Origin of the sequence: Ekhidna sp. (assembly GCF_039940915.1) — a bacterium.
GTDB lineage: Bacteria > Bacteroidota > Bacteroidia > Cytophagales > Cyclobacteriaceae > Ekhidna.
Genome location: NZ_JBDVFO010000002.1, coordinates 1,236,695 through 1,263,623 on the forward strand (window position 1 = coordinate 1,236,695; position 26,929 = coordinate 1,263,623).

The 26,929-nt window shown below is 40.5% G+C and carries 22 protein-coding genes; 13 read left to right on the top strand and 9 right to left on the bottom strand.

The window, feature by feature from the left end; all coding sequences use genetic code 11:
- The first annotated feature begins 125 nt into the window (after positions 1–125).
- Positions 126–2,084 (top strand): DNA topoisomerase (ATP-hydrolyzing) subunit B, encoded by a 1,959-nt coding sequence (gene gyrB, locus ABJF57_RS10580; RefSeq protein ID WP_462228798.1) that lies wholly within the window; start codon positions 126–128, stop codon positions 2,082–2,084.
- Between the two features lie 203 nt (positions 2,085–2,287).
- Complete coding sequence (locus tag ABJF57_RS10585; RefSeq protein WP_462228801.1) at positions 2,288–4,120, top strand: M1 family metallopeptidase; 1,833 nt, start codon at positions 2,288–2,290, stop codon at positions 4,118–4,120.
- Between the two features lie 7 nt (positions 4,121–4,127).
- Here the strand turns inward: ABJF57_RS10585 and ABJF57_RS10590 are convergent, their stop codons facing one another.
- Positions 4,128–5,192 carry a DUF1573 domain-containing protein gene (locus ABJF57_RS10590; RefSeq protein WP_462228803.1) on the bottom strand — a complete coding sequence of 355 codons (1,065 nt, stop codon included), beginning with the start codon at positions 5,190–5,192 and terminating at the stop codon, positions 4,128–4,130.
- 74 nt (positions 5,193–5,266) lie between these two features.
- On the opposite strand from ABJF57_RS10590, the gene trpS reads away from it, so the two are divergent.
- The 4 genes from trpS (at position 5,267) to pgi (ending at position 10,670) form a co-directional block, all read left to right on the top strand.
- Entirely contained in the window at positions 5,267–6,238 is a 972-nt protein-coding gene (trpS, locus tag ABJF57_RS10595) for a tryptophan--tRNA ligase (protein ID WP_462228805.1), read from the top strand.
- The gene (locus tag ABJF57_RS10600; RefSeq protein WP_462228806.1) at positions 6,238–7,947 is read left to right on the top strand and encodes a phospho-sugar mutase; all 1,710 of its coding nucleotides are present in this window, start codon (positions 6,238–6,240) and stop codon (positions 7,945–7,947) included. Before trpS ends, ABJF57_RS10600 begins: the two co-directional genes overlap by 1 nt.
- 114 nt (positions 7,948–8,061) lie before the next feature.
- On the top strand, positions 8,062–9,069 hold the full coding sequence (locus ABJF57_RS10605) for a calcium/sodium antiporter (protein ID WP_462228808.1): 1,008 nt from the start codon (positions 8,062–8,064) through the stop codon (positions 9,067–9,069).
- An 11-nt stretch (positions 9,070–9,080) separates the two neighbouring features.
- Positions 9,081–10,670: a glucose-6-phosphate isomerase gene (gene pgi / locus ABJF57_RS10610; protein WP_462228810.1), complete on the top strand. Its 1,590-nt coding sequence runs from the start codon at positions 9,081–9,083 to the stop codon at positions 10,668–10,670.
- Here pgi and ABJF57_RS10615 read toward each other — a convergent pair.
- A complete protein-coding gene (locus ABJF57_RS10615) occupies positions 10,652–11,383 on the bottom strand; it encodes a TrmH family RNA methyltransferase (RefSeq protein WP_462228813.1) in 732 nt (243 codons plus the stop codon). The two genes, pgi and ABJF57_RS10615, sit on opposite strands and share 19 nt — an antisense overlap.
- Positions 11,384–11,388: 5 nt before the next feature.
- Here ABJF57_RS10615 and tamL point away from each other — a divergent pair, with 5 nt between their 5' ends.
- The gene (tamL, locus tag ABJF57_RS10620; protein WP_462228815.1) at positions 11,389–14,256 is read left to right on the top strand and encodes a translocation and assembly module lipoprotein TamL; all 2,868 of its coding nucleotides are present in this window, start codon (positions 11,389–11,391) and stop codon (positions 14,254–14,256) included.
- Positions 14,257–15,156, top strand: a complete 900-nt coding sequence (hemF, locus tag ABJF57_RS10625; protein WP_462228817.1) for an oxygen-dependent coproporphyrinogen oxidase — start codon at positions 14,257–14,259, stop codon at positions 15,154–15,156.
- A 37-nt stretch (positions 15,157–15,193) separates the two neighbouring features.
- Here the strand turns inward: hemF and ABJF57_RS10630 are convergent, their stop codons facing one another.
- Both ABJF57_RS10630 and ABJF57_RS10635 read right to left on the bottom strand, forming a co-directional pair.
- On the bottom strand, positions 15,194–15,898 hold the full coding sequence (locus ABJF57_RS10630) for a LytR/AlgR family response regulator transcription factor (protein WP_462228819.1): 705 nt from the start codon (positions 15,896–15,898) through the stop codon (positions 15,194–15,196).
- Positions 15,899–16,480 carry a riboflavin synthase gene (locus ABJF57_RS10635; protein ID WP_462228821.1) on the bottom strand — a complete coding sequence of 194 codons (582 nt, stop codon included), beginning with the start codon at positions 16,478–16,480 and terminating at the stop codon, positions 15,899–15,901. It lies immediately after the preceding gene.
- A gap of 23 nt (positions 16,481–16,503) precedes the next feature.
- Between ABJF57_RS10635 and ABJF57_RS10640 the strand changes: the two genes are divergently transcribed.
- From ABJF57_RS10640 to ABJF57_RS10655, 4 genes are read left to right on the top strand one after another with little or no spacing between them, the layout of a single operon-like run.
- A complete protein-coding gene (locus tag ABJF57_RS10640; RefSeq protein ID WP_462230416.1) occupies positions 16,504–17,166 on the top strand; it encodes a protein-L-isoaspartate(D-aspartate) O-methyltransferase in 663 nt (220 codons plus the stop codon).
- A 53-nt stretch (positions 17,167–17,219) separates the two neighbouring features.
- Entirely contained in the window at positions 17,220–17,735 is a 516-nt protein-coding gene (locus ABJF57_RS10645) for an acyl-CoA thioesterase (RefSeq protein ID WP_462228823.1), read from the top strand.
- 3 nt (positions 17,736–17,738) lie between these two features.
- Complete coding sequence (locus ABJF57_RS10650; RefSeq protein WP_462228826.1) at positions 17,739–18,323, top strand: hypothetical protein; 585 nt, start codon at positions 17,739–17,741, stop codon at positions 18,321–18,323.
- A 9-nt stretch (positions 18,324–18,332) separates the two neighbouring features.
- Positions 18,333–18,869 (top strand): YehS family protein, encoded by a 537-nt coding sequence (locus tag ABJF57_RS10655; protein ID WP_462228828.1) that lies wholly within the window; start codon positions 18,333–18,335, stop codon positions 18,867–18,869.
- On the opposite strand, the gene ABJF57_RS10660 is transcribed toward ABJF57_RS10655, so the two are convergent.
- Positions 18,870–19,337 (bottom strand): hypothetical protein, encoded by a 468-nt coding sequence (locus ABJF57_RS10660; RefSeq protein ID WP_462228830.1) that lies wholly within the window; start codon positions 19,335–19,337, stop codon positions 18,870–18,872. It abuts the gene before it with no gap.
- Between the two features lie 149 nt (positions 19,338–19,486).
- Here ABJF57_RS10660 and ABJF57_RS10665 point away from each other — a divergent pair, with 149 nt between their 5' ends.
- A complete protein-coding gene (locus tag ABJF57_RS10665) occupies positions 19,487–20,593 on the top strand; it encodes a DUF2911 domain-containing protein (RefSeq protein ID WP_462228832.1) in 1,107 nt (368 codons plus the stop codon).
- A gap of 29 nt (positions 20,594–20,622) precedes the next feature.
- On the opposite strand, the gene ABJF57_RS10670 is transcribed toward ABJF57_RS10665, so the two are convergent.
- Genes ABJF57_RS10670 through alaS form a run of 4 tightly spaced genes read right to left on the bottom strand, consistent with a single transcriptional unit; the run spans position 20,623 to position 26,830 of the window.
- Positions 20,623–21,597, bottom strand: coding sequence for a helix-turn-helix domain-containing protein (locus ABJF57_RS10670; RefSeq protein ID WP_462228834.1), 975 nt, complete (start codon positions 21,595–21,597; stop codon positions 20,623–20,625).
- 43 nt (positions 21,598–21,640) lie between these two features.
- Positions 21,641–22,750 carry a redoxin domain-containing protein gene (locus ABJF57_RS10675; protein ID WP_462228836.1) on the bottom strand — a complete coding sequence of 370 codons (1,110 nt, stop codon included), beginning with the start codon at positions 22,748–22,750 and terminating at the stop codon, positions 21,641–21,643.
- 6 nt (positions 22,751–22,756) lie between these two features.
- Positions 22,757–24,214, bottom strand: coding sequence for an Asp-tRNA(Asn)/Glu-tRNA(Gln) amidotransferase subunit GatB (gene gatB, locus ABJF57_RS10680; protein ID WP_462228838.1), 1,458 nt, complete (start codon positions 24,212–24,214; stop codon positions 22,757–22,759).
- A complete protein-coding gene (gene alaS, locus ABJF57_RS10685) occupies positions 24,215–26,830 on the bottom strand; it encodes an alanine--tRNA ligase (RefSeq protein ID WP_462228839.1) in 2,616 nt (871 codons plus the stop codon).
- Positions 26,831–26,929 lie beyond the last annotated feature (99 nt).

Genomic DNA, 26,929 nt, shown 5'->3' on the forward strand with positions numbered 1-26,929 from the left:
AATCGATATATTTTTTGTACTTTTGAGGATTGAAAATTACATCATTTTAAACAGTAGAGAGCGATACAGAAAAATGCTGAAAACAAGCCATTTAAGCTCTTTTACCTGTTTTTTAATCACTGCACATGGAAGAAAATAAGCAAATGCAAAAAGGGGATTACTCTGCAAGTAATATTCAGGTTTTAGAAGGACTAGAAGCGGTAAGAAAAAGACCTGCTATGTACATCGGAGATATTGGCTTAAAAGGTCTCCATCACATGGTTTGGGAAGTTGTGGACAACTCCATTGATGAGGCTCTTGCTGGTCATTGCGATACCATCACTGTTGAGATCAACACAGATGAATCCATTACTGTGACTGACAATGGACGCGGTATCCCTACTGACCTTCACGAGAAAGAAAATAGAAGTGCCCTCGAAGTTGTAATGACTGTGCTACATGCTGGAGGTAAATTCGATAAAGATACCTACAAGGTTTCCGGGGGTCTCCATGGTGTGGGGGTTTCATGCGTCAACGCACTCTCCTCTCATTTAACAGCGACGGTGCACAGAAACGGGAAGGTTTACCAACAAGAATACAAAATTGGTGTACCTCAAGAGCCTGTAAAAGAAATAGGTAAAACAGACATTAGTGGTACGATTATTCATTTCCAACCGGACATGGATATCTTCAGTGCTAATAAGTATAACTCTGAAACCATTGCTTCCAGACTAAGAGAGCTATCATTCCTGAATTCTGGAATTACCATCCACATGATAGATCATAGGGAGCTGGATGAATCCGGGGATTCCGTAAAAGAGTCTTTCTTTTCTGAGGGCGGACTTGCCGAATTCGTAGCATATCTTGACTCTACACGAGAAAATTTGATTCCTGATCCAATTTATATAGAAAGTGAAAAAGGGATCGTGCCAGTGGAAGTAGCGTTGAGCTACAATACGTCTTATTCAGAAAATGTGGTTTCGTATGTAAACAATATCAATACGATTGAGGGCGGAACACACGTTTCAGGCTTTAGAAGAGCACTCACAAGAACACTTAAGAGTTACGCAGACAAGTCCGGACTCCTTGATAAGGTTAAAGTCGAAATCTCCGGCGATGACTTTCGTGAAGGACTAACGGCTGTGATTTCGGTAAAGGTTGCAGAGCCTCAATTTGAAGGTCAAACTAAAACCAAGCTTGGTAACTCCGATGTAATGGGAGCGGTAGACACATGCGTAAGTGAGATACTTAACGAGTATTTAGAAGAGCATCCAAAAGAAGCGAAGCAAATTGTCTCCAAGGTCATCGTAGCAGCTCAAGCACGCCATGCAGCTCGCAAGGCTCGTGAAATGGTTCAGCGAAAGAATGTTCTCTCAGGCACTGGCCTACCAGGTAAACTGGCAGATTGTTCTGATAAAGATCCAGCAGTGTGTGAGATTTATTTAGTAGAGGGTGATTCAGCAGGAGGATCGGCCAAGCAGGGTCGAGATAGAAAGTTTCAAGCCATACTACCACTTAGAGGTAAAATTTTGAACGTAGAGAAAGCCCAAGAACATAAAATCTACGACAATGAAGAGATCAAAAATATGATCACAGCGCTTGGTGTTTCCTTTGGTACTGAAGAAGATGAAAAGGCTTTGAATATGGAAAAACTCAGGTATCACAAGGTTATAATCATGACGGATGCAGATATTGATGGAAGTCACATTCGGACACTTATTCTGACTTTCTTCTTCAGGTACATGAGAGCCCTAATTGAGAGCGGATATTTATACATAGCCTTACCACCTCTTTATTTGATCAAGAAAGGTAAGACTGAGAAATATGCCTGGTCGGAAGATGACAGAGTTAGAGTGATAAAAGAAGTAGCGCCAGAAGGCAAAGAAGATAGTGTAGGTGTGCAGAGATATAAAGGTCTGGGGGAAATGAATCCGGATCAATTATGGACTACTACTATGGATCCAGAGCATAGAAGTCTTAAGCAGGTGACAATTGAGTCAGCAGCTGAAGCCGATCATTTGTTCTCTATGCTGATGGGTGATGAAGTAGCACCACGTCGGGAATTCATAGAGAAGAACGCTAAATACGCAAAAGTTGACGTATAGCTTATTTTGATGTAATGACCTGGTACATTGCCTGGAGGAACTTCCAAAGTATTGCAAACGTGAATAGAATGGCTGATCCAAAAGCAAATATTATCAGGAGGAAGAAGTCTAAAATTTTTTCCATACTCTTAGGGTTAATTGATATAGAAATATACGCTTTAATTAACCGATTTGAGTATAAAATGTTTAACTAATTTTCGAATATGAAATATAATTTTATTGAGAAAGCCATTTTCACGCTTTTATTTGTCGGGATGGCGTCATTTGGGTACTCCCAAACTTATTGGCAGCAAAGAGTAGAGTACACCATGGATATCGATTTTGATGTAACCAATCATCAATTCACTGGAACTCAAACATTGAAATATTCCAACAGCAGTCCAGACACTCTTCGGCGTGTTTTTTATCACTTGTACTTCAATGCTTTCCAACCGGAAAGCATGATGGATACAAGAAGTCGTACAATCGAAGATCCTGACGGCAGAGTGCAAGATCGTATTTCGAAATTGGATGATTCTCAGATTGGCTATCATAGAGTCCAGTCGCTATCTCAAGATGGTAGCACCGTGGAGTATAAAATTGAAGGAACCGTTCTTGAGGTAACACTCAATGAACCCATACCTCCTGGCTCTACTACTGTTTTAAATATGAATTTTCAAAGTCAGGTTCCTATTCAAATTCGAAGAAGCGGTAGAGATAATAGGGAAGGCATAGACTACAGCATGGCTCAGTGGTATCCTAAAATGGCAGAATATGATGAGCGAGGGTGGCATAGTCATCCATATGTAGGCAGAGAGTTTTATGCGCCTTGGGGAGATTTCAAAGTAAACCTCACCATAGACAAAGATTACATGGTAGCTGCTACAGGAGTTTTACAAAATCCGAATGAAATTGGATATGGATATGAAGATGAAGGAACCAAAGTAAAGAGAAAAGGAAAGAAAATAACCTGGAAATTTGAAGCGGAGAAAGTTCATGATTTTGTATGGGCAGCAGACACCGACTATACGCATACCTCTATTCCTGTAGAAAATGGACCAGAGCTTCATTTCTTTTATCAAAAAGGAGAAAAAACAGCAGCCTGGGAAGAACTACCCCCGCTGGCAGCAAAAGCCTTTAAATTCATCGGAGAAAACTTCGGAGAATATCCATATCAGCACTATTCCATCATTCAAGGTGGAGATGGCGGAATGGAATATCCAATGGCCACTTTGATCACCGGAAACAGAAATATTCAAAGCTTAACGGGTGTTACCGTACACGAGGCTCTTCACAGTTGGTACCAAGGGCTATTGGCAACAAATGAAAGCTACTACGCTTGGATGGATGAGGGTTTCACAACTTACGCATCTGCAGAAACTATGGCTCATGTTTTTGGGAGTGGATCTAGCAACAATCAACAGCGTAATTTCAGGGTTTACTTTTCCTTAGCCAAATCAGGAAAAGAGGAACCTTTGAGTACCCACGCTGATCATTTTGAAACCAATTTCGCTTACGGTCGAGGCTCGTATTACAAGGGTGCCATTGCGCTAGCGCAGATGAATTACCTCATTGGTAAAAATGCAACAGCCCGAGCGCTGAAAAAGTATTATTATCAGTGGAGATTTAAGCATCCTGACGCCATTGACTGGGTACGTGTTTTCGAAAAAGAATCAAACATTGAACTAGACTGGTATCTGGACTATTGGGTAAATACAACACACACGATTGACTATTCCATAGACAGTGTAGCCGAAGAAAATGGCAAGACCCTGGTCTCACTCAAGAGAGAAGGTAAAATGCCTATGCCAATGGATGTAAACGTTACATTCGCCGACGGCTCCAAGAGGATTTACTACGCACCTCTGGCCATTATGAGAGGTGAAAAGGAAAACGATACAGACCTAGATCGGGTAGTACTACCAGACTGGTCCTGGACACATCCCTCCTATCAATTCACCATTGATGCTCCATTGAGTAGCATTCAGTCGATTGAGATTGATGAGGCTGGTTATATGGCTGATGTAAACAGAGAAAACAACAAGTGGGAAAAGTAGGAGTTTCTTACTTTACCACCTTGCCTTTAATGGTAATGATCTGCGTTGGGGTCACCGGATCATTTGAGTAAATGGTCATGGATTTGTACTGATTCCCAAGCATCTCGGAGGTATCAAAAAACACTTTAAGCGTTTGGCTTTTTCCTTTTTTGATGCCTCTGTTTTTTAGCTCATAAGTCATACATCCGCAGTTTGATTTCACACTCCTAAAAAGAAGTTTCTCTTTCCCAGAGTTAGTCAGCACAAATTCCATTGACAATTCTGTTCCTGCTGTCACTTTTCCAAAATCATATGACCGGTCTGAAATAGCTAACTTCGGAGCGTTATCAAGCTCTTCTGCTGTCATTTCAGGGAAAAATTCTTCTACGACAGCTATCACAGATAGATTTTCTTTAAAATCTCCCCCTAATTGAATATTGTCACTGACATATCCATAGTCTCCTTTTTTCTTAGGATCGTAGCTTAGTTTCAACTCACCTATCTCTTTAGGATTTAAAAATTCTGGAGCCAGAGAAATGCTGATGTGATCTGGCAAAATCATATTGTCGCCATTTAAGGAAACAATGGTATCTGAACCGTTGTAAACATCGAAGGTTTTAGTCACCACTTTTTCATTCGTAATCTTTCCCAGATTTAACCCCCGATACTTCAATCGTAAATCGCCTGAACTTACAGGAAACTCCTGCTCTGGCGTTTTAGGCTTAGGTTTTACAAATCCAGAAATATATAAGGTTGTGTTGGAAGCGACACTGGTAGTTGAAATCCTGAGAGATTTCCTAAACTTACCGGGTCTATTGAGCGGATTGTACTTTGCTTTAACATACCCTGAATCTCCAGGCATGACTTCTTCCTTTGTCCATCCAGGAGTAGTACATCCACATGAAGCCTTGACGTTGGTGATTCGAATGCCTTCTTCACCATTATTTATGAACTGAAAGGTGAATTCTACTGCACCGTCCATCTCTCTTATTTCACCAAAATTATGATCAACCTTGGTAAACTTAATTGTTGATTGTGCGATTCCCGACATCAAAATCATCATTGCGGAAATAGAAAAGATTACTTTCATCATTAATTTCATTTCGTTCATTTTTAACACGATAGACAAAGCCTCAAATTATATAGGTTTGCACAAATTTTTCAATAATGGCGCGAATATTAACAGGTATCCAGAGTTCAGGAAAACCACATTTAGGCAACTTACTAGGTGCAATTATACCTGCTATTGAGTTGTCTAAAAACAAAGACAATGAATCCTTCTTTTTCATTGCTGATCTGCATTCCCTTACTACTATAAAAGACTCAAAGTTACGCATAGAAAATACGAATGCAGTAGCAGCCGCTTGGTTAGCGTGCGGTTTTGATACCAATGCGAACACTTTTTACAGGCAATCTCGTGTACCCGCCTGCTGTGAGCTAACCTGGTACCTCAATTGCTTCACGCCATTTCCCATGCTCGCCAATGCACATTCCTTTAAGGACAAATCCGATAGGTTATCAGATGTAAATGCAGGTCTTTTTGACTACCCAGTCCTAATGGCATCAGATATTTTGCTATATGACGCGAATTTGGTCCCAGTTGGGAAAGATCAAAAACAGCACTTGGAGATGACTCGGGACATGGCTTCTTCATTTAATCATCAATTCGGTGAAGTCTTTACGATACCTGAAGCATTGATCGATGATCAAGTCATGACCATTCCGGGTACAGATGGGCAAAAAATGAGCAAAAGCTATGGAAACATTATTGATGTATTCCTTCCAGAAAAGAAATTACGAAAAAACGTAATGCAAATCATAACAGACAGCACGCCGCTGGAGGAACCTAAAAACCCTGACACCTGTCATGTTTTTTCGATCTATCAACTTGTTGCTTCATCAGAGCAAACCGTAGAAATGCGGAAAAAATATGAGGGCGGAAACTATGGGTATGGCCATGCTAAACAGGAATTATTTGAATTGCTGCTTGAAAAGTTTGCTGTAGAAAGGGATAAATATGACTACTATATGAATAACCTTGAAGAACTTGAGGAGCAATTAAAAAAAGGTGAAGAAAAAGCCTCAGTCATTGCCAATGAGGTGTTGAATAGAGTGAAAACAAAACTAGGATTTGCGTAATGACAAAAGCCGAAGAAAAAGCAACTCAGTGGTTGAATGCCGTAAATATTGATGAGGATTCGAAACTTGAAATTCAATCGCTTTTAAAGAATCCCAATAATCTTGAAGAGTCATTTCACTTAGACTTAGCCTTTGGGACTGGTGGACTAAGAGGGGTTATGGGTATTGGAACCAACAGGATGAATAAATACACTGTTGGAATGGCAACTCAAGGATTTGCTAACTACCTAAAACAGCAGTTCAGTACTGATATCAAGGTAGCCATTGCTTATGATAGCCGAAATAACAGCAAGCTTTTTGCTCAAACCACCGCCGATGTTTTTTCTGCAAATGGAATCAAAGTCTTTCTTTTTGAAGAACTCAGACCTACACCAGAATTATCCTTTGCAATACGTCATCTAGGGTGCCAGGGAGGTGTTGTACTAACTGCTTCGCACAATCCAAAAGAATATAACGGCTATAAAGCGTATTGGAGTGATGGTGGGCAATTGGTTCCCCCGCATGACACAAACGTTATCAACGAGGTGAAAAAAATCAAATCGCTCGATGAGATCAAACATGAATCCAATTCAGACCTCATTCAGTCAATAGGTGATACGGTCGACTCTGCTTACCTCAATATGATCAGTGATTTATCTCTTTCGCCAGATGTCGTTAAATCACACAGCGATTTGAAAATCGTTTTCTCATCAATTCATGGAACAGGCATCACTATGGTTCCTCAGGCACTTCAAAAAGTTGGATTTACAAACATCCACATTGTTGAGGAGCAAAAGACACCAGACGGTAATTTTCCAACAGTTGTGTATCCCAATCCTGAAGAAAAAGAAGCACTCTCTATTGCACTAAGAGAAGCGGGTAAAATTGATGCTGATTTGGTAATGGCGACAGACCCAGATGCCGATCGTGTTGGAATAGCCGTAAAAAATTCAAAAGGAGAGTTTCAACTTCTCAACGGTAATCAAACCGGCGCTTTACTTGTTTATTATCTGCTGAAAAAATGGGATGAGAAAGGGCTGCAAGGAAATGAGTACATCGGCAAAACAATAGTTACCACGGAGCTGATAAGAGAAATTTCGAAAAGTTTCGGAACGAACTGCTATGATACACTTACTGGGTTTAAGTGGATCGCCGATATGATTCGAAAGAAAGAAGGGACGGAAGTATTTATTGGAGGGGGTGAAGAAAGCTATGGCTACATGATAGGTGAAAAAGTCAGAGACAAAGATGCCGTAGCAAGTAGCGTGATGATCGCTGAGATGGCCGCATGGGCTAAGGATCAAAATCTAAGTGTATTTGATCTCTTAATACAGATATATAAGGAATATGGCTTTTATTATGAAGAATTGAAATCGATCACAAAAAAAGGATTGAAAGGGACAGAAGAAATAAGGAAAATGATGGCTGATTTCAGGACTAATCCACCATCCCACCTTGCAGGTTCAAAGGTTAATGTGGTGACAGACTATCTCGAAGGTGTGAAAGTTCACAGCAGTGGGAAAAAAGATACCATCAGCTTTCCAAAATCGAATGTACTTCAATACCTTACTGAAGATGACACCAAGGTGAGTATTCGACCATCAGGCACGGAACCTAAAATAAAATTCTATTTTTCGGTTGTAAGCAAACTTGATAACGAAGACTTCTTTGATGCCGAAAATCAATTAAAAAATAAAGTACATAACTTATTGAATGACTTGAATTTGTGATCGAATCGCTAATTATTGGATTAAATAAATCAAAAGTGTTAATTTGCGAAGATTAGAAGGAGAAAAGTTAATTAAGCCCTTCAAAGTGAGTCACCAATCTAACCTGATATTGAATTGAGTAACGTATTACTAAATTTTTTGCTTGTAATCGTGGGTTTTGTCCTCCTTATCAAGGGAGCGGATTACCTCGTAAATGGAGCTTCTTCTTTAGCCAAACGTTTTAATGTTTCTGATATTGCTATTGGACTCACAGTGGTAGCAATGGGTACCTCAGCTCCCGAATTGGTTGTAAACATAATTTCAGGATCAGTACAAGATGGCGGCAGTGGTGCCAATGAAGTTGTCTTTGGCAACATCATTGGATCAAACATCTTTAATATCTTTCTTATTTTGGGTGTCGCAAGTATCATATATCCGCTTACGGTAGAGCGAAATGCCCTATGGAAAGAAGTGCCTTACTCGCTTTTAGCAACTTTCATTTTCTTCATCTTAGTTAACGACGCATTATTTTTTGGGTCAGACACAAGTTCGCTTGATGTAAGGGACGGCATCATTCTACTCATAATGTTTGCTCTTTTCATCATCTATATTTTCATGAACCTCAGCCGAAACCCGGAAGCTGAAGTAGAAGACATTGAACTATATGGCAGTCTTAAGACTACCATAATGATTGTTTTAGGCATAGTAGGTTTAGTTTTTGGTGGTAACCTAATTGTTGAAAACGCGGTGACCATTGCTAAGTTTTATCATGTAAGCGACAAGATGATAGGACTCACCATTCTTGCTGCTGGTACCTCACTACCCGAACTTGCCACATCCGCTGTTGCTGCCTTCCACAAAAAATCCGACCTAGCAGTTGGTAATATTGTAGGATCCAACATCTTTAATTTGCTACTAGTATTAGGAGTGACATCTATAGTTCATGCTCCACTTGTATTCACACCTTCGCTAAATACAGACTTATATATAGTAATGCTAGGGACACTCATGTTATTCCTCTTCATGTTTACATTGAATAAATTTAAACTTGATAGAGCTGAAGGAGTGGTTTATATCATTGGATTTTTAATCTATTCTTATTATCTCTTCGTTAGGGAGGATATCCTCCCTGGATTATTCTAAAACCACTTATTATGTTTCCAAAGATTGATCCCACGACAACCCAGTCATGGGCAAAACTCAGCGAACTTGCTTCGAGTAAAGGCAGTATTCAATATTTGCTAAATGACGCCTCAAGAGTAGACGACTTCTCTTTTAACCATCAGGATTTTTATTTCGATTTTTCCAAAAATGAAGTTTCCGCTGAGGTTATGTCTGAGCTAATTAGACTTGCTCAAGAATGCCAGCTGCAAGAAGGGATTCAGTCAATGTTTAATGGAGATGAAATCAATGAGACAGAGAACAGATCAGTTCTTCATGTAGCGCTTCGCGGAGGTAAGAATCTTGCTGTTAAAGTAGAATTGGAAAAAATTAAAAAATTTAGTGGTCAGCTACTGAGCGGTGGATGGAAAGGTTATACCAATAAAACAATCAAAAATGTTGTCAATATTGGCATAGGAGGCTCGGATTTGGGACCCAAGATGGTGACATACGCCTTGAGACCCTACTGGAAGGCGATTACACCTCACTTCATCTCCAATGTGGATGCCGCGCAGATGGTTGAGACATTGGAAGATCTAGATCCGGAAACCACGCTTTTCATCATCGCGTCCAAAACATTTACCACGCAAGAAACACTTACCAACGCTTTGTCAGCAAGAGAATGGTTTCTGACAAATGGTGGAAATCAGGATGATATTAGCAAACATTTTGTAGCTGTGAGTACAAATGAAAAAGCAGTGAATGCCTTTGGAATTTCCAGTGAAAACATGTTTGAGTTTTGGGACTGGGTTGGTGGCAGGTATTCTTTATGGTCAGCCATAGGACTCAGCATCGCATGCACCATCGGATATGACCATTTTGCAAAACTGCTCGAAGGAGCTAAGGAAATGGACGATCATTTTTCCCAAACGGATTTACCTCAAAATCTGCCCGTGATCTCCGCAATGATTGGCATTTGGTACAACAACTTCCGAAACTACGATTCGTTGGCGATTTTGCCATATGACCATCGACTGAGGCACCTTCCCGCGTATCTACAGCAGGTGGACATGGAAAGCAACGGCAAATACATTGATAGATCCGGAAATGAGGTAAATCATCAGACAGGCCCAATTATCTGGGGCGAGCCTGGAACAAATGGACAACACGCTTTTTATCAGTTAATTCACCAAGGCACTAAGATCATCCCCTGCGAATTCATTGCGGTTGCAAATTCTGATCATGATCATATCGATCATCATGAAAAATTACTGGCCAATTTCTTTGCACAATCTGAAGCCCTTCTTACGGGGAAAACTGAAGATCAAGTATCGAAGGAGTTAGGAGAAACTGCTGATCCTATTCTGAAAAAATCAAAAATATTTCAAGGCAATCGCCCTTCTACCAGCATTCTTATCAAAGAATTAAATCCCTTCAATTTAGGAAAGCTTATTGCATATTATGAGCATCGTGTATTCGTCCAAGGATGCGTTTGGAATATTTTCAGTTTCGATCAATGGGGAGTGGAGCTAGGAAAGCAATTATCCAAACCCATTCTAGCAGAGATTAAGGAAAACCATGTGGGTACTCATGATTCGTCTACACAATCGCTGATGAAACGCTATCAGGACATGCGAAAATGACTAGCAATAATTCCCGTCGCAATTCCAACATTTAGCGACTCAGCCTTTCCATGCTTGGGGATTGTTACAAATTCTTTGATTCTTTTTCTTGAACCATCACTAATCCCGTGAGATTCGCTTCCCATTACCATCACTGATGGTGAATCAAAATTCCTTTTCATCAAATCGGATCCATTCATATCAGCGGCATATACAGGGAGTTGATTGACCTTGAAAAACTCTCCTAAATCAACTGTTACGCAATTAATTCGGGTGAATGAACCCATGGTGCTGTTAATCACTTTAGGGTGATAAAACTCAGCGCATTCAGGTGATAGGACGAGCTGATTAAAGCCAAACCAGTCCAAGGTTCTGATTATTGTTCCAACATTACCCGGATCACTGACTCCATCCAATACAAAAAGATGATCATTGAATTGAAGGCTACTCAATTCATGCTTTCTGGTCTTTGCAATGGCAATGCAATCCTCATTGGTCTTAAACGTACCCAATTGAGCCAGAACGTCTGCATTTACGAGCTCATTGCGATGATTACCCGTCTTCATATTCAATGAAAAATAGTTCTCCGTACCGACCACCATCTCCACTTTAAAGTGAGAATCGAGTAACTCCTGCACATTTTTTGCTCCTTCTACTAAAAAGCACTCCTCGCGAGTGCGGTACTTCTTAACTTTGAGCGATTTTATAAATTTCTGGTCCTTCCTAGAGAGCATCTAATTTGAAGCGATTTTTTAAACTAAGTCAAATATCACTATTCGCAGGCATATTTTTCACCTCCTGCCTGGGCTCGAAGTTTTTAGTCGAAGATCAACGAGCATTAGTGAAGCAAAACATTAACGGTCTTCCATCCTCTTTGGAAGATGGTGCCAAAGGTTTATATGAACAAGAGGTCAACAGCAGAGTTCTTTTCGGATACCCCTTTACCCACTTGGCACACTTTCATGAATTAGGCGAAGAAGGCATCGGGTATAAACGAGATATCGAAAGGCTCCAATTGCGAAAAGATAACTTGATTACCACCTTTTCTCATCGAATTAATAAAAGCGATAGTAGCTCAAGGTCCGTGCTAGAAAATCGTTTGAAAAACAGGCTATCTAAGCGTAACTCTAAAATTGAAAGGGTCAAAAACAGACTCGAAAAGAAGGTAAATAAAAGAACAAATAGACTCGGAAAATTAGAGAAGCGTCGCAACAAAAGAATTGATAAAAGCTCCAAGGAAAAGAAAACAGAAAGAATCAAAAGGAAATTTGCCTGGAAAAAACTCAAAGAAGAGCAGAGGATAAATAGGCTAGAAAATGAAGAGTGGATTGGTCTATGGTATTTTGATTCGGAAATGGTAAAAGCTAAAAGAGATACGCTCATTGCAAATTATGACCGTAAGATTGAGGCTGCGAAAACTGAGAACCAAAGGCTAAAACTAAGGAATAAGAAAGCTAAGAAATTTGATAAGAAAAACAGGAAAGTAAAGGAAGGAAATCAGATGATGCGGTGGGGAGAACCATTGGCCATCTACAACCACGCGAGTGCAAGAGTATCAGCACAAAAGATGCGTCAATACTTTGCTTCTCATGGATATTTTGATGCTGAGGTGAAAATCGATACAGCAAATTATGATAGCTTGGGTACATACAAAAAACTCAATAGAAACTTTCGTAACTGGGTGAGTGGGTGGTTTGGTCACAAAAGCAGATACATCAATCTCAACTATGATGTAACGCTTAACACTCGGTACGTTATTGACTCCATCCAGTATAAGGTAGCTGACACGGTACTTCAAGCATTAATATCAGACAACATCAAAGACTCTCCCTTGAAAAAAGGCTATTACGATCAAGAAATAATCAGTCAAGAACGTGACTTCATATTTGATCTTGCAGAAAACAATGGCTACTATGAATTTTCTAAACAATACATTGAGTTTGAGCTTGATTCAGTTCAACTAGGCAGAGACACGATCATCGTGCGAGAAGTGATCAAAAATCCCCCAGGAAGAAAAGAACACAAAATATTCTATCTGGATTCAATTGTATTCATTACAGACGCTAGTGTACAGGAAAATTATAGCAGGACGCAAGAGAAGTATCGGGACATAACGTTCAGCTTTGGTAGAAGCAGGTATTCAAAGAAAGTACTTGAATGGAGAGTTCCACTAGAACAGGATGACCCATACAGTAGAGATTTAACCATAGAAACGCAAAGACAGCTATCGTATCTCGATAACTTCAAGTTTATCAACATCAACTATGACACTACAGGAAATCACTTTGTAGCCAATATTTTCACATCCCCTTTTAAGAAATATCAAACATCTAGTGAATTTGGGCTCTCGAGATCTCAAGGGAGACCAGGTCCTTTTGTAAACATTAATCTGAAAAATAGAAATACCTTCAGAACACTTGAAATACTGAGTTTTGACGCCAATGCTAAATTGGAGGACTTACAATCCGTAAGGGAGGAGACAGGTTTTGACGGGAATTATACCTCACGACAGTTTGGTGCGGAGGCTGCTATCACATTTCCTCAGTTCTTATTCCCATTGGGCTCATACTATAAAAATAAAATTGGACGGTTTAACCCTAAGACAAGAATCTCTTTTGGTTTTTCTTTTGAAGATCGGGTGAATGAATACAGACGTCTGACCTATCGCGGAACATGGGCCTATAGCTGGCAAGTCAGAGATCAGATAAAATACACCCTCACTCCTCTTCAACTTAGTTTGACAGACGCAACAAAGACCGATGAATTTCAGGCTTTTCTAGATACCACAATAGCGGCAACCAATCCTTATGCAATTGCATTTAACTCTGCCATTGTCAGCAGTACAGCTTTTAGGCTTGACCTGAACCTGGGAGAATATGCGAATGGTCAGGATGGCGGCTATGTCCAATTTAACGCTGAACTCGGCGGAAATCTCAATAACATACTCGGCAATTCATTATTTGGCGACAGTCTTGAAACTTTCCAATTTGCCAAATCACAAATTGACCTTCGAAAGATCGAACGGTTGACTCGAAATACCAATCTTGCTTTTCGTCTCAATGTAGGACTAGCCTATCCATATGGTACAAATAAGTCGCTGCCCTACGAAAAATATTTTTTTGCAGGAGGTAGTAGCAGTATTCGAGCATGGAAGCCGAGAAGACTTGGACCTGGCTCTTTTGGTGCTTTAGAAAATGACGGGGACGGCAACCCAACTGAATTCATAGACTACAGCAACGAGCAGCGTGGTGAACTCTTGATTGAGTCAAGTTTAGAATTGAGGCAAGACCTTGTCGGCTTTTTAGAAGGTGCAATTTTTGTTGATGCTGGAAATATTTGGACAGTTCGCAGCTCGTTGGTCGATGTTGAGGATGATCCCGAAGGTGACGATGGTGTCTTCAAGTTCGATGAATTCATGAATGAAATGGCTGTCGGTGCAGGTGTGGGTCTGCGCTTCGATTTACAGTTTTTGATCTTCCGAGTGGATCTTGGAATGAAATTATTTGACCCCGCTCAACCTAAAGGAGATCGATTTGTTGGAAATGAAATCTTCTCCAACTTCAGTAGAAATTCGGAAATAAATATTGGTATCGGATACCCTTTTTAGATGAAAAAAATCACCAAAGAAGAAATAGCAGATGGGTTTAAAAATCTTCAAGATGCTATCTGCAAATCAGTAGAAAAGCTAGATGGAGGCTCTGCATTCAAAGAAGATGTATGGAGCAGACCGGAAGGTGGCGGTGGCAGGTCACGCGTGCTAAAAAACGGTGAGTTGATAGAGAAAGGCGGGGTGAATTTTTCGGCCGTTTCAGGGGCTACACCTGACAAAATTCTGAAAGCACTTAATTTATCAGAAGCTGATTTTTTTGCTACCGGTGTTTCAATTGTCCTGCACCCCAGCAACCCTTGGGTGCCGATTATTCACATGAATGTTCGATACTTCGAAATGAGCACTGGGGTTTGGTGGTTTGGTGGTGGAATCGATCTAACTCCCCACATTATCATACCGGAAAAAGCTAAAAACTTTCATCAGCACCTGAAAAAAACATGTGACAATCACGATGACTCGTTTTACCCCAAATTCAAACAATGGGCAGACGACTACTTCTTTGTGAAGCACAGAGATGAAACTCGCGGCATAGGCGGGATTTTCTTTGACCGTCTTTCTGATAAGGAAGGGAAAACCAAAACAGATCAATGGAAATTTGTACGAGAAGTAGGAGAAACTTTCGTTCCAGCTTACTCAGATGCTGTTGATGAATTGAGAAACAGGCCCTACTCAGCGTCGGATAAAAATTGGCAAAAGATCAGACGAGGCAGATATGTAGAGTTTAACCTAGTACATGACAAGGGTACAAAATTCGGATTGGACACCAATGGGCGTACTGAATCGATACTAATGAGTCTTCCACCAGAAGCCAATTGGGAATATGATCACAAACCGGAAACCAAGGAGCAAAAAGAAACTTTAGAACTATTAAAAAAAGGCATTGACTGGATCTCATAGACTAGTCAATGCCTTTTTATTTCTTTGTCTGGACAGTCTAGAGCAGGTTAAACTTCTCCATTAGAGACTCTTTATAAGATGCTCCAATGGAAAATGTCTTTTCACCAATGTGAACCTGCAAATCTTCTATTTTGAATATTTTATTGCGATTGATGATATAGCTTCTATGGACGCGACTGAAGATACTTTCAGGGAGTCGCTTTTCAATGCCTTTCATTGTGTGATGAACAATGTGTTTCTTACCGCTTTCAGTATTGAAAATCACGTAATCAGCCAATGCTTCCACAAACAAAATATTATTATAACTCAACCTAAACAGCTTACCATCACTCTTGACATAAATATGATCTTCCTGCTCTGCTATGAGCTTTTCTTTTTCAAGGTTCTCCTTAACCTTGTTCACCGCTTTCATGAAGCGTTCATACTCTACCGGCTTCACTAAGTAATCGGCCACTGAGTCCTCAAAGGCTTCTATTGCATACTCCTTCTTAGAAGTAACCAGAATAACATTGTAAGCATGCTGAAGTGATTTCACCAACTCCAGACCACTCATTCCTGGCATCTCAATATCTAGAAATACTACATCTACGTCATTTGCACTCTCTCCCAGAAGGATGTCGTGTGCTTCTTGCGTATTGTCTAAATCATGAGATAATACGAGTGAGTCTGTTTTATCTATGAACTTTTTAATAACGAGACGAGACATTTTGTCATCATCTACCACCATGCAATTAAGTGCCATTTATTTTCTATTTAGAATTAGGTGAATGTACTTTCCTATAATATCAAATTCAATATTTACAACACTACCAACTGCGAGCTGATTGAAGTTGGTATATTCAAATGTATATGGAATTATCGCGACAGAAAAGAATTTTTTATCAACGTTGAAACAAGTGAGGCTGGTACCGTTAATACAAATGCTTCCTTTTTCTACCACAAGTCCCTCCTCTTCAAGCTCAAAAGTTAGCAACCAACTTCCATTTTCATCTTTAATTGAAATCACTTTTGCCAGGGCATCCACATGTCCTTGCACAATATGCCCATCAAATCTACCATCTGCTTTCATGCATCTTTCCAGATTCAATCTGTCACCAAGATTAGCGTCACCAAGATTCGATTTTTTTAATGTCTCATCAATAGCTGTCACCCAATGCTTTCCATCTGATACTTTAGTCACTGTAAGGCAAACACCATTGTGTGACACACTTTGATCAATTTTCAGCTCATTGGATATTTCTGACGAAATCGCATAGTGAACATTTGATCCTTGCTGATTTATTTCTTCTACTTTCCCTACGGATTCGACTATTCCTGTAAACACGCTGATTAAATTTAAGCTTCAAAATAAGTGAATTGGAAGATACCTACAAGCATAAAGGGTTACGTAAGCAATTGGTTTTGGAAATTGCAAAGAAAGGCATCGCTGACAAAGGTGTTTTAAATGCCATTAATAAGATTCCAAGACATTTCTTCTTCGATAAAATTTTCGATTCACATGCTTATGAGGACAAAGCTTTTCCAATCGACTCTGGCCAAACAATAAGCCAACCCTACACGGTAGCATTTCAAACGCAGCTGCTTCAAGTCAAGTCTGGCGATAAGATTCTGGAAATAGGAACAGGGTCTGGATATCAGGCATCCGTTTTGGTGGAACTTGGCGCAAAAGTCTATACCATAGAATATCAAAAGAAATTGTATCAAAATGCCATTCGTTTCTTACCCAAACTTGGCTATCAGCCGCATATGTATCAAGGGGATGGATCGAAGGGTATCCCACGTTTTGCTCCTTATGACGGCATCATAGTGACGGCCGGTGCACCTACAGTACCCGAAGAGTTAATCCAGCAACTCAAAATTGGAGGTAGATTGGTGATACCTGTCGGGAACAATGACACACAATCGATGGTTTTGATCCAAAAAGTGGATGAAAACAAAATCAAAAAGAAACATTACGACCATTTTAGCTTTGTACCTTTGCTTGGCGACAAGGGCTGGCCCGCTGACTAGCATTAGAAGCAATTATTAATTCAATTACAAAAAAATTAACTGCTCTCAATCAAATGAAAAAGGCAAAAAACTGTAAGGACTCATTTGTAACGATGACTGAATTGGTGCTCCCAAACGACACAAATGGGCTTGACAATCTCATGGGAGGACGTCTGATGCATTGGATGGATATCGCCGCTGCAATAGCCGGACAAAAGCATTCCAATCGAATTGTGGTAACTGCTTCGGTGGATAACATTTCTTTCTCTGAGCCAATAAGAAAAGGTAACACGGTGACCATCTCGGCGTTTGTAACACGTGCATTCAACTCTTCAATGGAGGTTTATTTAGAAGTGATTGCAGAAGATATTCCGGCCGATAAAAAAGTACTCACCAACCGGGCTTTTTTTACATTCGTTGCAGTGGATCAATCCGGAAAACCCATTGACGTTCCACAAGTTGAGCCTGAAACGGACCTAGAAAAAGAACTGTATGAGGGCGCTTTAAGAAGAAGACAGCTTAGATTGGTGCTGGGCAAACGCATGAAACCGAGTGAGGCTAAAGAATTAAAGTCCATCTTTGAAGACTGATCGATGGAACAGGAAAATCTGCATCTGCTAATAACCGAAGAAATCTACTTGCTATCGCAAGATGAAAGTGCAACTTCTGATCAAAGACCTGCAGTAGAGGATGCTGAGCCAACAACAACACCTGAGAAAGAGACCGATCAAGAAACGCCTCAAATTGCTGAGTCTGAATCCGTGACAAGCCAAGAAGCTCCAGTTGAAACTGAAACACCGACAACAGAACCTATCCAACCTGTTGAAAAAGAACAGGAGCCGGAATCTCCTAAAATTCCATCCAATGAAGTAGAAGAACCAAGCGAAATTCCTTTTGCTGTATTTCATAGCAGCACGAATGCTTCTGATATTGAACTTCTTCACAAGATCATACTTGCTTGCAAACTTCCGGAAGATCAATACAAAATTTTTAGTGGTGGTTTTGATCAATCCGTTCAGTTCAAGAAAGCGCTCGTTTTCGTACCAGAGGCCAAAGCTTTCTATACACCAATTCCTTACAAGGAAAGTGAATTCCTATGCTCCAAACCACTCCATCAGATATCTGGAGACGTACAGGAAAAAGGCAAGCTTTGGGAAGCATTGCAAAAATTTGTTTGATTTACATCAATGAACAACAATGACATCCTTCGCCGGTTACGTTACACTTTTGATCTCGGAGATGACAAAGTCATCAAGCTATTCAAGAACGGTGGGAAGGAAGTCACTCGTGCTCAGGTCAGCGATTGGCTTAAAAAAGACGAAGAAGATCAAAAACCGATCTATGATGTAGATCTTGCTGCTTTTCTCAATGGGCTCATCATCAAACACCGTGGCAAGAAGGAAGGAGAGCAACCCAAACCTGAAAAAAGCCTCAACAACAATCAAGTCTTTAGAAAAATTAAGATTGCCTTAAACCTCCGAGACGAAGACATAGTAGAAACTTTGGATTTGGCAGATTTCGAAGTAAGTAAGCATGAGATCAATGCTTTCTTTCGTAAGCCCACTCAGAAGCAGTATCGAGTTTGCAAGGATCAGTTTCTTAGAAATTTCCTTCAAGGACTTCAGGTGAAATATCGAGGAAAGAAGGCTGAAAACGAGGTGACGGAAGATTCACAGAAAACGAAACCTCCCATCCGAATCATTACACGTCCGAAAAGGGATTAATCAATTTGTGAATTTTTTCTCCTTTGCTTTTTTAGCTTTGTTCACCTTTGCTATTGAATCGAAACTAAGGCCTATAGAGGTAGCAACCATTGCACCTCCAACGAAGTAAGGTCCTTTGATAACCTGATATTCCTCCCTCCCATCCCGATCTTCATGGAAAACGCTTCCCACCAAATTTGCACATAGGCCAAGCAAAAGAATTGTTCCTCCTGTTACACCCATGATATTTGAAGTAGTTCGCCTTTTTACCGCTTTCTCTAGATAGAGATTGATAGAAGGATCACTCCAATCATAAGATTCCGTGATGAATCCATTACTATTCAGCCATTTCGTTCTGTTCTTTTTGTAAGGATTTTGAATCTTCAAAACGGTCTCTGAAGCAGTCGTATCGGGCTCTTGCCCATTTGCTAAAAAGAAAGAAAAAAGGAATAGCGTAGTTAACAGCTTTGTGGCGAGTGTAGATTTCATGGTGGTAAGCTTGGTTTTGTACTTAATTTGTCAATTAATGGTTCGAATACCCCTAGTCGAATTAAAAAAACTTACTACTTCTCCACATTTCGCAAATCAGGATACAGAGGCTAAGAAAGCTTTTGAGTTTTGAAAAAAACTCAAAACATATGAAACAGAAAAAACTACTTTTTATGCTCACGCTTATTTGCAGCAGCCTGCTATCCTACTCGCAGTTTCACACGATGAAGATTCCAAAGGCAAGTAATCATGTAAGCGAAACGCAAACCCTGGGTGTGACGGATATCACACTAGACTACCACAGTCCAGCAACACGTGGCAGAGATGTCTGGAATAACCCAAACGTTATCCCCACAAATGGAGAGCCTATAGCATGGCGAGCGGGCGCAAATATGAACACGACCATTTCTTTCACTACGGATGTGATGATCAATGGAAATAAGCTATCAAGTGGCACTTACGGCTTTCATGTCATTCCCAGAGGAGACGTTTATGAATTAATTTTTGCGCATCATTCCAACCAATGGGGAAGCTACTATTTGGATTTAGCTGAAGATGTTTCTTTAACTGTAGAAGTCCAGAGTGTGGAATGCCCGACATCAGAGAAACTTGATTTTGAATTTTTAAATTGGAAAGAAGATGAAGTCACACTTGCGCTAGAATGGGCCAATCGCAGATTACCGTTTATCGTAAGCGTAGATTTAAATGAAACTGTTGCTGCAAGCTTCAGAGATGAGTTAAGAGGAATTAATACATACCACTGGCAAGCGTGGAACGACGCTGCTCGATGGTGTCTCAATCATAACACCAACCTGGAAGAAGCCCTGGCATGGGCTGAAAGATCCATAAACGGAGGCTATAACGGGTTCGCTTCAAACAAAAATATCACAAACCTCACCACTAAAGCTCAACTACTCAATCGTCTAAAGCGAACCAATGAATTAGACCAAACGATCACAGAGATTTCATCTTTAAACTTGTCGGTCAATGACGCAAATGCGTTTAGTATTTTTTTACTCGGAATAGGAAAGCCTCAACCTGCACTTGAATCACTTAATGAGAGCATTAAGAATTATCCTGATGTCTGGTATCTCAAGCTCAACCGTGGGTTGGCATATTACTTTATGGACAATAAAGGTAAAGCGATGAAGGAATTGAAAGCAGTTAAGGAAATTACTCCCGATTATTTTAAGAAAAGAATGGACGAAATCATCGAAGAAGTCGAAAACGGTACATATAAAATACCCGGCACGTAATGGCTTTTAATCTGGAGTCATCATGAAGTTTAGGCTGACATTAATTCGGCATCCTTCTGATAAGATGTGGGTGTCTGTCCAGTAATTTTTTTGAATGCGGCATAAAAAGCCGAAGGGGAAGTGAAGCCAACATCATAAGCTAAAGACTCTATCTTCAAATGCTCCTTATCTGGATCGAGGAGCATTTGTTTTATTTCCTCCACCCGAAAATAATTCAGAGCCTCAGGAAATGTTCTGTCATACAATTTTTTCACGCTTCGAGTTACGAGATAAGGTGGAATACTCAGTTGCCCCGAAAAGGTTTGGAGGGTTATTCCTTGCTTGCGATATAGGTTTTGATTTTCAAATGCCTCCCGTACTTCAGCCAAGGTCTGATCTGGTAATTTAACAGATAGTCCTTTGCTAAAAACAGCTGATTTAAAAGACTGATAAAAAATCCAATAGAGAAAAACAGATGCGATGATCGCCCCAAAAGCATAGTGCATCATGGAGTTTGCCAGGTGTTGATACACCAATGCCACCCAAACGCCTGTTGCCATGATTAGCACTTTCCTATTCCATATTGAAGGTTGATTTCGGCTGATTGCAAACATCCATGAGACGATCAAGTATATCATCAGTATCGCAGTACCTATTTGGTAAAAAGTCGTTTCAAGCGGGCTGGGTGTTACGATGAAACAGGAAACAGCCCCAGTAATGGGAATGATGAAATGCCAGGCATTTTTGAATGTGAGAGCAGCTGTATCCTTCAATAAAAACCAAACGAATGGTCCAATACACGCCAAGCCAAAGAAGCCGAGAGATAGACCAATCGGAGCAATTTCATTTGCCAGAAAATAGATCACGGATTTACCGATGCGAAGACCTATGGCGATTAGAATCAACCCAAGCCAGACATGTCTGGAATCTTCGCGTCTTTTGATCCCCAGGAAAAAGGAAGCCAGAAAGAAAGCCAATGCTACCGCACTACCAGACAATACTCCAAAAAGGCCAATTGCATTCACCTTAGTGCTTACGACAAATCAATCAATGAGTTTAAAATACGTGTTAACCAAAAATCTCCTTCAGCTTAGCCGCGAGTGTAACACCACGTAAATTTTTGGCGATTATGATTCCATTTGGATCAATGAGAAAGGTAGCAGGTATTGCTCCGACCTGGTAGTCCACCGCCGCTTGGCTCTTCCAGAATTTAAGATCCGAAACATGAAGCCAAGGAAGTCCATCTTGGTCTATTGCTTGAAGCCATTTTTCTCTTGTTCGATCCAGTGAAACACCCAGTATTTCAAAATTGCTATCTGAATACTCGTTGTAAAGACGCACGACATTTGGATTTTCCGCACGACAAGGTCGACACCAGGCTGCCCAGAAATCGATGAGTACGTAATTTCCTCGTAACGAGCTTAATTTAATGACTTCACCATCAGGGTTTTGAAGGGCTATCTCCGGTGCTTCTTTACCAATAGCCAAACTCTTCTTTGCAGATACTTGAGAGATTAGGTTAACTACATGAAAATTATCCGGCATCTCAGCTTGAAGTTGCGATGCGATGGAATCAATGAAGTATACATTTTGGCTTGCGTCAATCATCTGTATGCCATAAAAAGCAGCCAGAGACGGGCTAGCCTCACGTATCAAATCCTTGAGCACATTTTCTGTGCTCTTAGCCAGGTCCATCATCCCAACCTGCGCTGTTTGAAATGCTTGAGCATCTTGATCTGCCCGAGCCTGTCGTTGTACTTGCTGCATCCCCTGAATCTGTCCACGGTACTTTTGCATTATCTCATCTATCTGACGCTTATACTCTGTATCATAAGAACCGGATATTTCGGAGAAGCCACGTGGATCATTACCATCGGCATTTACAACAACTTCGGTTTCCTCCCCTGTCAGAATTAATGTGATGATCTGACGTCCATTAAAATTCACACGATAAAATGCAGATTCCTGAACATCCAGATTGGTACTGAACAATCCGTTGGCATCGACTTCGATGGTATCCAATGACTCAAGCCCATTCTCGGTTACTTTCTCCAGGTACACCAAACTCCCGTCCCCAAATTGTTCGAGGCTTCCAGAAAGTTTGACACCATCTTGAATTGACTGACCACACCCACAAAAGGTAAGAATTATGGCTAAAATCAACGTATTTTTCATCATCACTCTTTAGTTCAATTGGTCCAACGCATCTCGCAAAAGTTCGTTCGCCCTTTTAGGGTCCACGGTTCCATTCGTCTGCTTCATTACTTCTCCCATAAACATGCCCATCAAGTTTTTCTTCCCATTTCGATAGGCTTTTACCTTTTCCGGAAAAGCATCAACTACCTGTAAAATTACATCCGATAGTTCATCTGGCGAATCTGAAGTTAAATTCAACTCATCCAAGGTTTCTTTTAGGGACCTGGATTGATTGATCAAAGCGGGGAAAATTACTTTGCTGGCTACAGAAGAGTTTACTCCTCCACTAGCTACCTCGTTTACTAAATCTGCCAACTGATCCTCCGTAAGTGGCATTTCTGTAACATCTTTTGACCGCTCATTGAGAATGGACTTAATTGGACCCATCACCCAATTTGCAACCTGTTTGAAGTGCTTTGTTTTCTGACATGTTTTTTCAAAAAAGAGTGCAACTTCCTTTTTGTCGGTCAACACCATTGCATCATATTCTGACAATCCGTACCTACTTGTCAACTTTCTTCTAAGTTGGCGGGGTGTGGCAGGCATATTCATCTTTATCTCATCAAGCCATTCCTCTGAAACCTGAAAAGGACTAATGTCTGGCTCTGGAAAATAACGATAATCGTTCAGTTCTTCTTTGGTTCGCATACCAGATGTGGTTCCCTTACTTGCATCAAACAATCTGGTCTCCGAGATAATCTTTTCTCCATTTTCGATCAGACGTATCTGTCGATTGGTTTCAAACTCAATCGCTCTTCCCACATTACGAATGGAGTTCATGTTTTTAACCTCCACTTTTTTCCCTAGCTCAGAACTCCCTGCTTTTCTCACGGATATGTTAGCATCACATCTTAGGGAGCCTTGTTCCATATTGGCATCACAAATATCCAAATAACGCACCATTCGTCGGATTTCTGTAAGCAGCGCCATGGCCTCATCTGATGAATGGATTACAGGCTCAGTCACCAGTTCGATCAACGGTACTCCTGCACGATTCAAATCAATCAAGGAGTCTCCCGACGCTTCATCATGGATGGACTTTCCTGCGTCCTCCTCCAGATGAATTCGATTGAGTTTTACGACGATTTCATTCCCATCTTTTAGCGGTACCGGTACTTCTCCTTCCATGCAGATGGGTGTTTTATCTTGGGTTGTTTGAAAGCCCTTGGGAAGATCTGGATAGAAATAATTCTTACGATCAAAAATGCAATAGCTGGAAATCTCAGAATTGCACGCAAGTCCCATCCGGATGGCATACTCAACAGCCTTTTTGTTCAACTTAGGCATACTTCCAGGATGGGCCAAGGTAATAACGCTTACATTGGAATTGGGCGGCTGGCCATAAACTGTCGTATCTGCTGCGAAAAGTTTACTCTCTGTCAATAATTGAATATGAACTTCAAGCCCAACCACCAGTTGGTAGCCGATGTGATCCTCGCTTTTCATCTAAGAAGCTTCTATCATTTCCTTGCCAAGCTTTAATGCATTATCGAGACCTGTCAGGTCTTTTCCTCCGGCAGTTGCATAAAATGGCTGTCCCCCTCCGCCCCCTTTGATGGCACTTGCCATCTGGCGGATGATTTCGTTGGCGTTCATACCATTTTTTACCAAGTCGTCAGAAAGCATAACAGTTAGCATTGGTTTATCATTGACATTGGCAGCTATCAGTAGCACTAGATGATCCACCTCATGTTTGAGATCAAACGCTACTTGTTTCATGCTGTCAGCTGATGGGAAATCTCCCTTGTAGGTAATGAGGTTTTTTCCATTTACCTTTTTGGCAGAACCTTTCAAATCGTTCTTTATATTTCCTGCCTTTTGCTGATTCATTGCATCGATCTTCTTTTGATTGGCCAGATTTTCCTTGACCAGATTTTCCACGGTCTTTTTCAAATCCTTAGGATGCTTCAGCACCTCTTCCAATTCCGATAATAGATCCAATTTTTGCTGGTAATATTTCTCTGCCTGCAAGGATGTAACCGCCTCTATTCGCCTGACGCCTGCTGCAGTTGAGGCTTCACTCACGATCTTAAGCATACCGATATTACCAGTCCTAGGTACGTGGGTTCCTCCACATAATTCCACAGAATAATCACGATCAAACGTAATGACTCGCACAAAGTCTCCATACTTTTCACCGAAAAGTGCCATTGCTCCCATTCCTTTAGCTTCCTCTATCGGCACATTTTGTTTTTCATCGAGTGCGATGTTTGCTCGTATCTTTTCGTTGACAATACGTTCCACTTCTGCTATTTCTTCTTCGGTCATTTTAGCAAAATGTGAGAAATCAAAGCGAAGGAGCTTATCGTTTACCATTGAGCCTTTTTGTTGCACATGATCTCCCAGAACTTTTCGAAGAGCCGCATGAAGCAAGTGGGTCGCTGAGTGATTGTTTTCGGTAAGTCTTCGCTTACTTTCATTTACCACTGCGTGAACTTTACCACTTGGCTTGGCTGGTAATTTCTTCACCAAGTGTACAATCAGGTCATTTTCTTTTTTGGTATCTATTACTTCAATTTTCTCTCCTTCAAATTGCAAGTAACCAGAATCACCTACCTGCCCACCACTCTCTGCGTAAAAAGGGGTTTTCTCTAAGACAATTTGATATTGTACTTTGTCCTTTTGCTTCACCTCTCTGTATCTGAGTACTTGCGTATGCGTCGTTATTTCGGTGTAGCCCAAGAAACTTGTTTCTTCTCCATCATTTACCACATTCCAATCTCCAGTAGTTTGTTTTCCAGCACTTTTAGATCGATTCTTCTGCACTTCCATTTCTTTTTGGAAACCAGCTTCATCCACATCCATGTCATTTTCTCTTGCAATGAGTGCCGTTAGATCCAGCGGAAAACCGTAAGTATCATACAGTTCAAACGCAGTAGCTCCTTCAATTTTCTTAGCATTTCCTGATGTAATCGTATCTAATTTTTTGAGCCCATTATCCAGCGTTCTTAAAAAAGATAGCTCTTCTTCTTTTATCACTTTTGCTATGAAATCTTTCTGCCCGATAAGTTCTGGAAACACCCCATCAAATTGATCAACCAAAATATCCAGCATTTCGTGAAGAAATGGTTCTTTTATATTCAGGAAGGTGTATCCGTATCTTACAGCTCTTCTTAGAATTCTTCTGATTACGTATCCTGCTTTGTTATTACTAGGCAATTGCCCATCAGCGATGGTGAAGGAAATTGCTCGTATATGGTCAGCGATTACACGAATAGCAATATCTGTTTTTTCATCTTTCCCATACACCACATTAGCCTTCTTTGCTACCCATTGAATGAGCGGCTGGAAAACATCTGTATCATAGTTAGATTGTTTTTTCTGGATGGCCATCGCAAGACGTTCAAATCCCATTCCAGTATCCACATGTTTTTCAGGGAGATTTTCAAGTTTTCCGTTAGCTAGTCTGTTGTATTGGATAAATACCAAATTCCATATTTCCACTACTTGCGGGTGATCTTGATTGACCAAATCTTTCCCGGGCACCTTATCAACCTCATTCTGCGGTCTTAGATCTATGTGCAACTCAGAGCAGGGTCCACAGGGTCCTGTATCACCCATTTCCCAAAAATTATCTTTCTTATTTCCATTCAAAACTCGCTCTTCTGGCAAGAATTTTTCCCATATTTCCTTGGCTTCACTATCCTGCTCAAGACCTTCGCTACTATCACCTTCGAAAATTGTGGCGTAAAATCGCTCTTTTGGAAGGTTGAATTTCTCCACCAGTAGCTCCCAAGCCCAGGCAATGGCTTCTTCTTTGAAATAATCTCCGAAAGACCAATTACCAAGCATCTCAAACATCGTATGATGGTATGTATCTATACCAACCTCCTCTAAATCATTGTGTTTGCCAGAAACTCGTAAACATTTCTGTGTATCCGAAACTCTTTTATTTTCCGCAACCTTATTACCTAAAAAATAGTCTTTAAACTGATTCATCCCTGCATTCGTAAACATAAGGGTTGGATCATTTTGCACCACTATTGGAGCAGAAGGGACGATTTTGTGCGTTTTGCTCTCGAAAAAGTTTAGGAAATTTTTCCTTATTGATTTAGCATCCATTGAGGAATAAAAAATTAGAATGTTACTGTAAAATCTTGTAATTATGAAAAAAACTCAATTATCCGTAAATTGCACCGGTATTTTGTAAACCACCTGCAA

Coding starts and splice junctions, on each gene's coding strand:
- ABJF57_RS10665 (WP_462228832.1), top strand. CDS start 19,487: ATGAAACAGAAAAAACTACTTTTTATGCTCACGCTTATTTGCAGCAGC.
- ABJF57_RS10655 (WP_462228828.1), top strand. CDS start 18,333: ATGAACAACAATGACATCCTTCGCCGGTTACGTTACACTTTTGATCTC.
- ABJF57_RS10585 (WP_462228801.1), top strand. CDS start 2,288: ATGAAATATAATTTTATTGAGAAAGCCATTTTCACGCTTTTATTTGTC.
- pgi (WP_462228810.1), top strand. CDS start 9,081: ATGTTTCCAAAGATTGATCCCACGACAACCCAGTCATGGGCAAAACTC.
- trpS (WP_462228805.1), top strand. CDS start 5,267: ATGGCGCGAATATTAACAGGTATCCAGAGTTCAGGAAAACCACATTTA.
- ABJF57_RS10645 (WP_462228823.1), top strand. CDS start 17,220: ATGAAAAAGGCAAAAAACTGTAAGGACTCATTTGTAACGATGACTGAA.
- hemF (WP_462228817.1), top strand. CDS start 14,257: ATGAAAAAAATCACCAAAGAAGAAATAGCAGATGGGTTTAAAAATCTT.
- gyrB (WP_462228798.1), top strand. CDS start 126: ATGGAAGAAAATAAGCAAATGCAAAAAGGGGATTACTCTGCAAGTAAT.
- gatB (WP_462228838.1), bottom strand. CDS start 24,214: ATGAAAAGCGAGGATCACATCGGCTACCAACTGGTGGTTGGGCTTGAA.
- ABJF57_RS10590 (WP_462228803.1), bottom strand. CDS start 5,192: ATGATGAAAGTAATCTTTTCTATTTCCGCAATGATGATTTTGATGTCG.
- alaS (WP_462228839.1), bottom strand. CDS start 26,830: ATGGATGCTAAATCAATAAGGAAAAATTTCCTAAACTTTTTCGAGAGC.
- ABJF57_RS10675 (WP_462228836.1), bottom strand. CDS start 22,750: ATGATGAAAAATACGTTGATTTTAGCCATAATTCTTACCTTTTGTGGG.
- ABJF57_RS10650 (WP_462228826.1), top strand. CDS start 17,739: ATGGAACAGGAAAATCTGCATCTGCTAATAACCGAAGAAATCTACTTG.
- ABJF57_RS10660 (WP_462228830.1), bottom strand. CDS start 19,337: ATGAAATCTACACTCGCCACAAAGCTGTTAACTACGCTATTCCTTTTT.
- ABJF57_RS10615 (WP_462228813.1), bottom strand. CDS start 11,383: ATGCTCTCTAGGAAGGACCAGAAATTTATAAAATCGCTCAAAGTTAAG.
- ABJF57_RS10630 (WP_462228819.1), bottom strand. CDS start 15,898: ATGGCACTTAATTGCATGGTGGTAGATGATGACAAAATGTCTCGTCTC.
- ABJF57_RS10600 (WP_462228806.1), top strand. CDS start 6,238: ATGACAAAAGCCGAAGAAAAAGCAACTCAGTGGTTGAATGCCGTAAAT.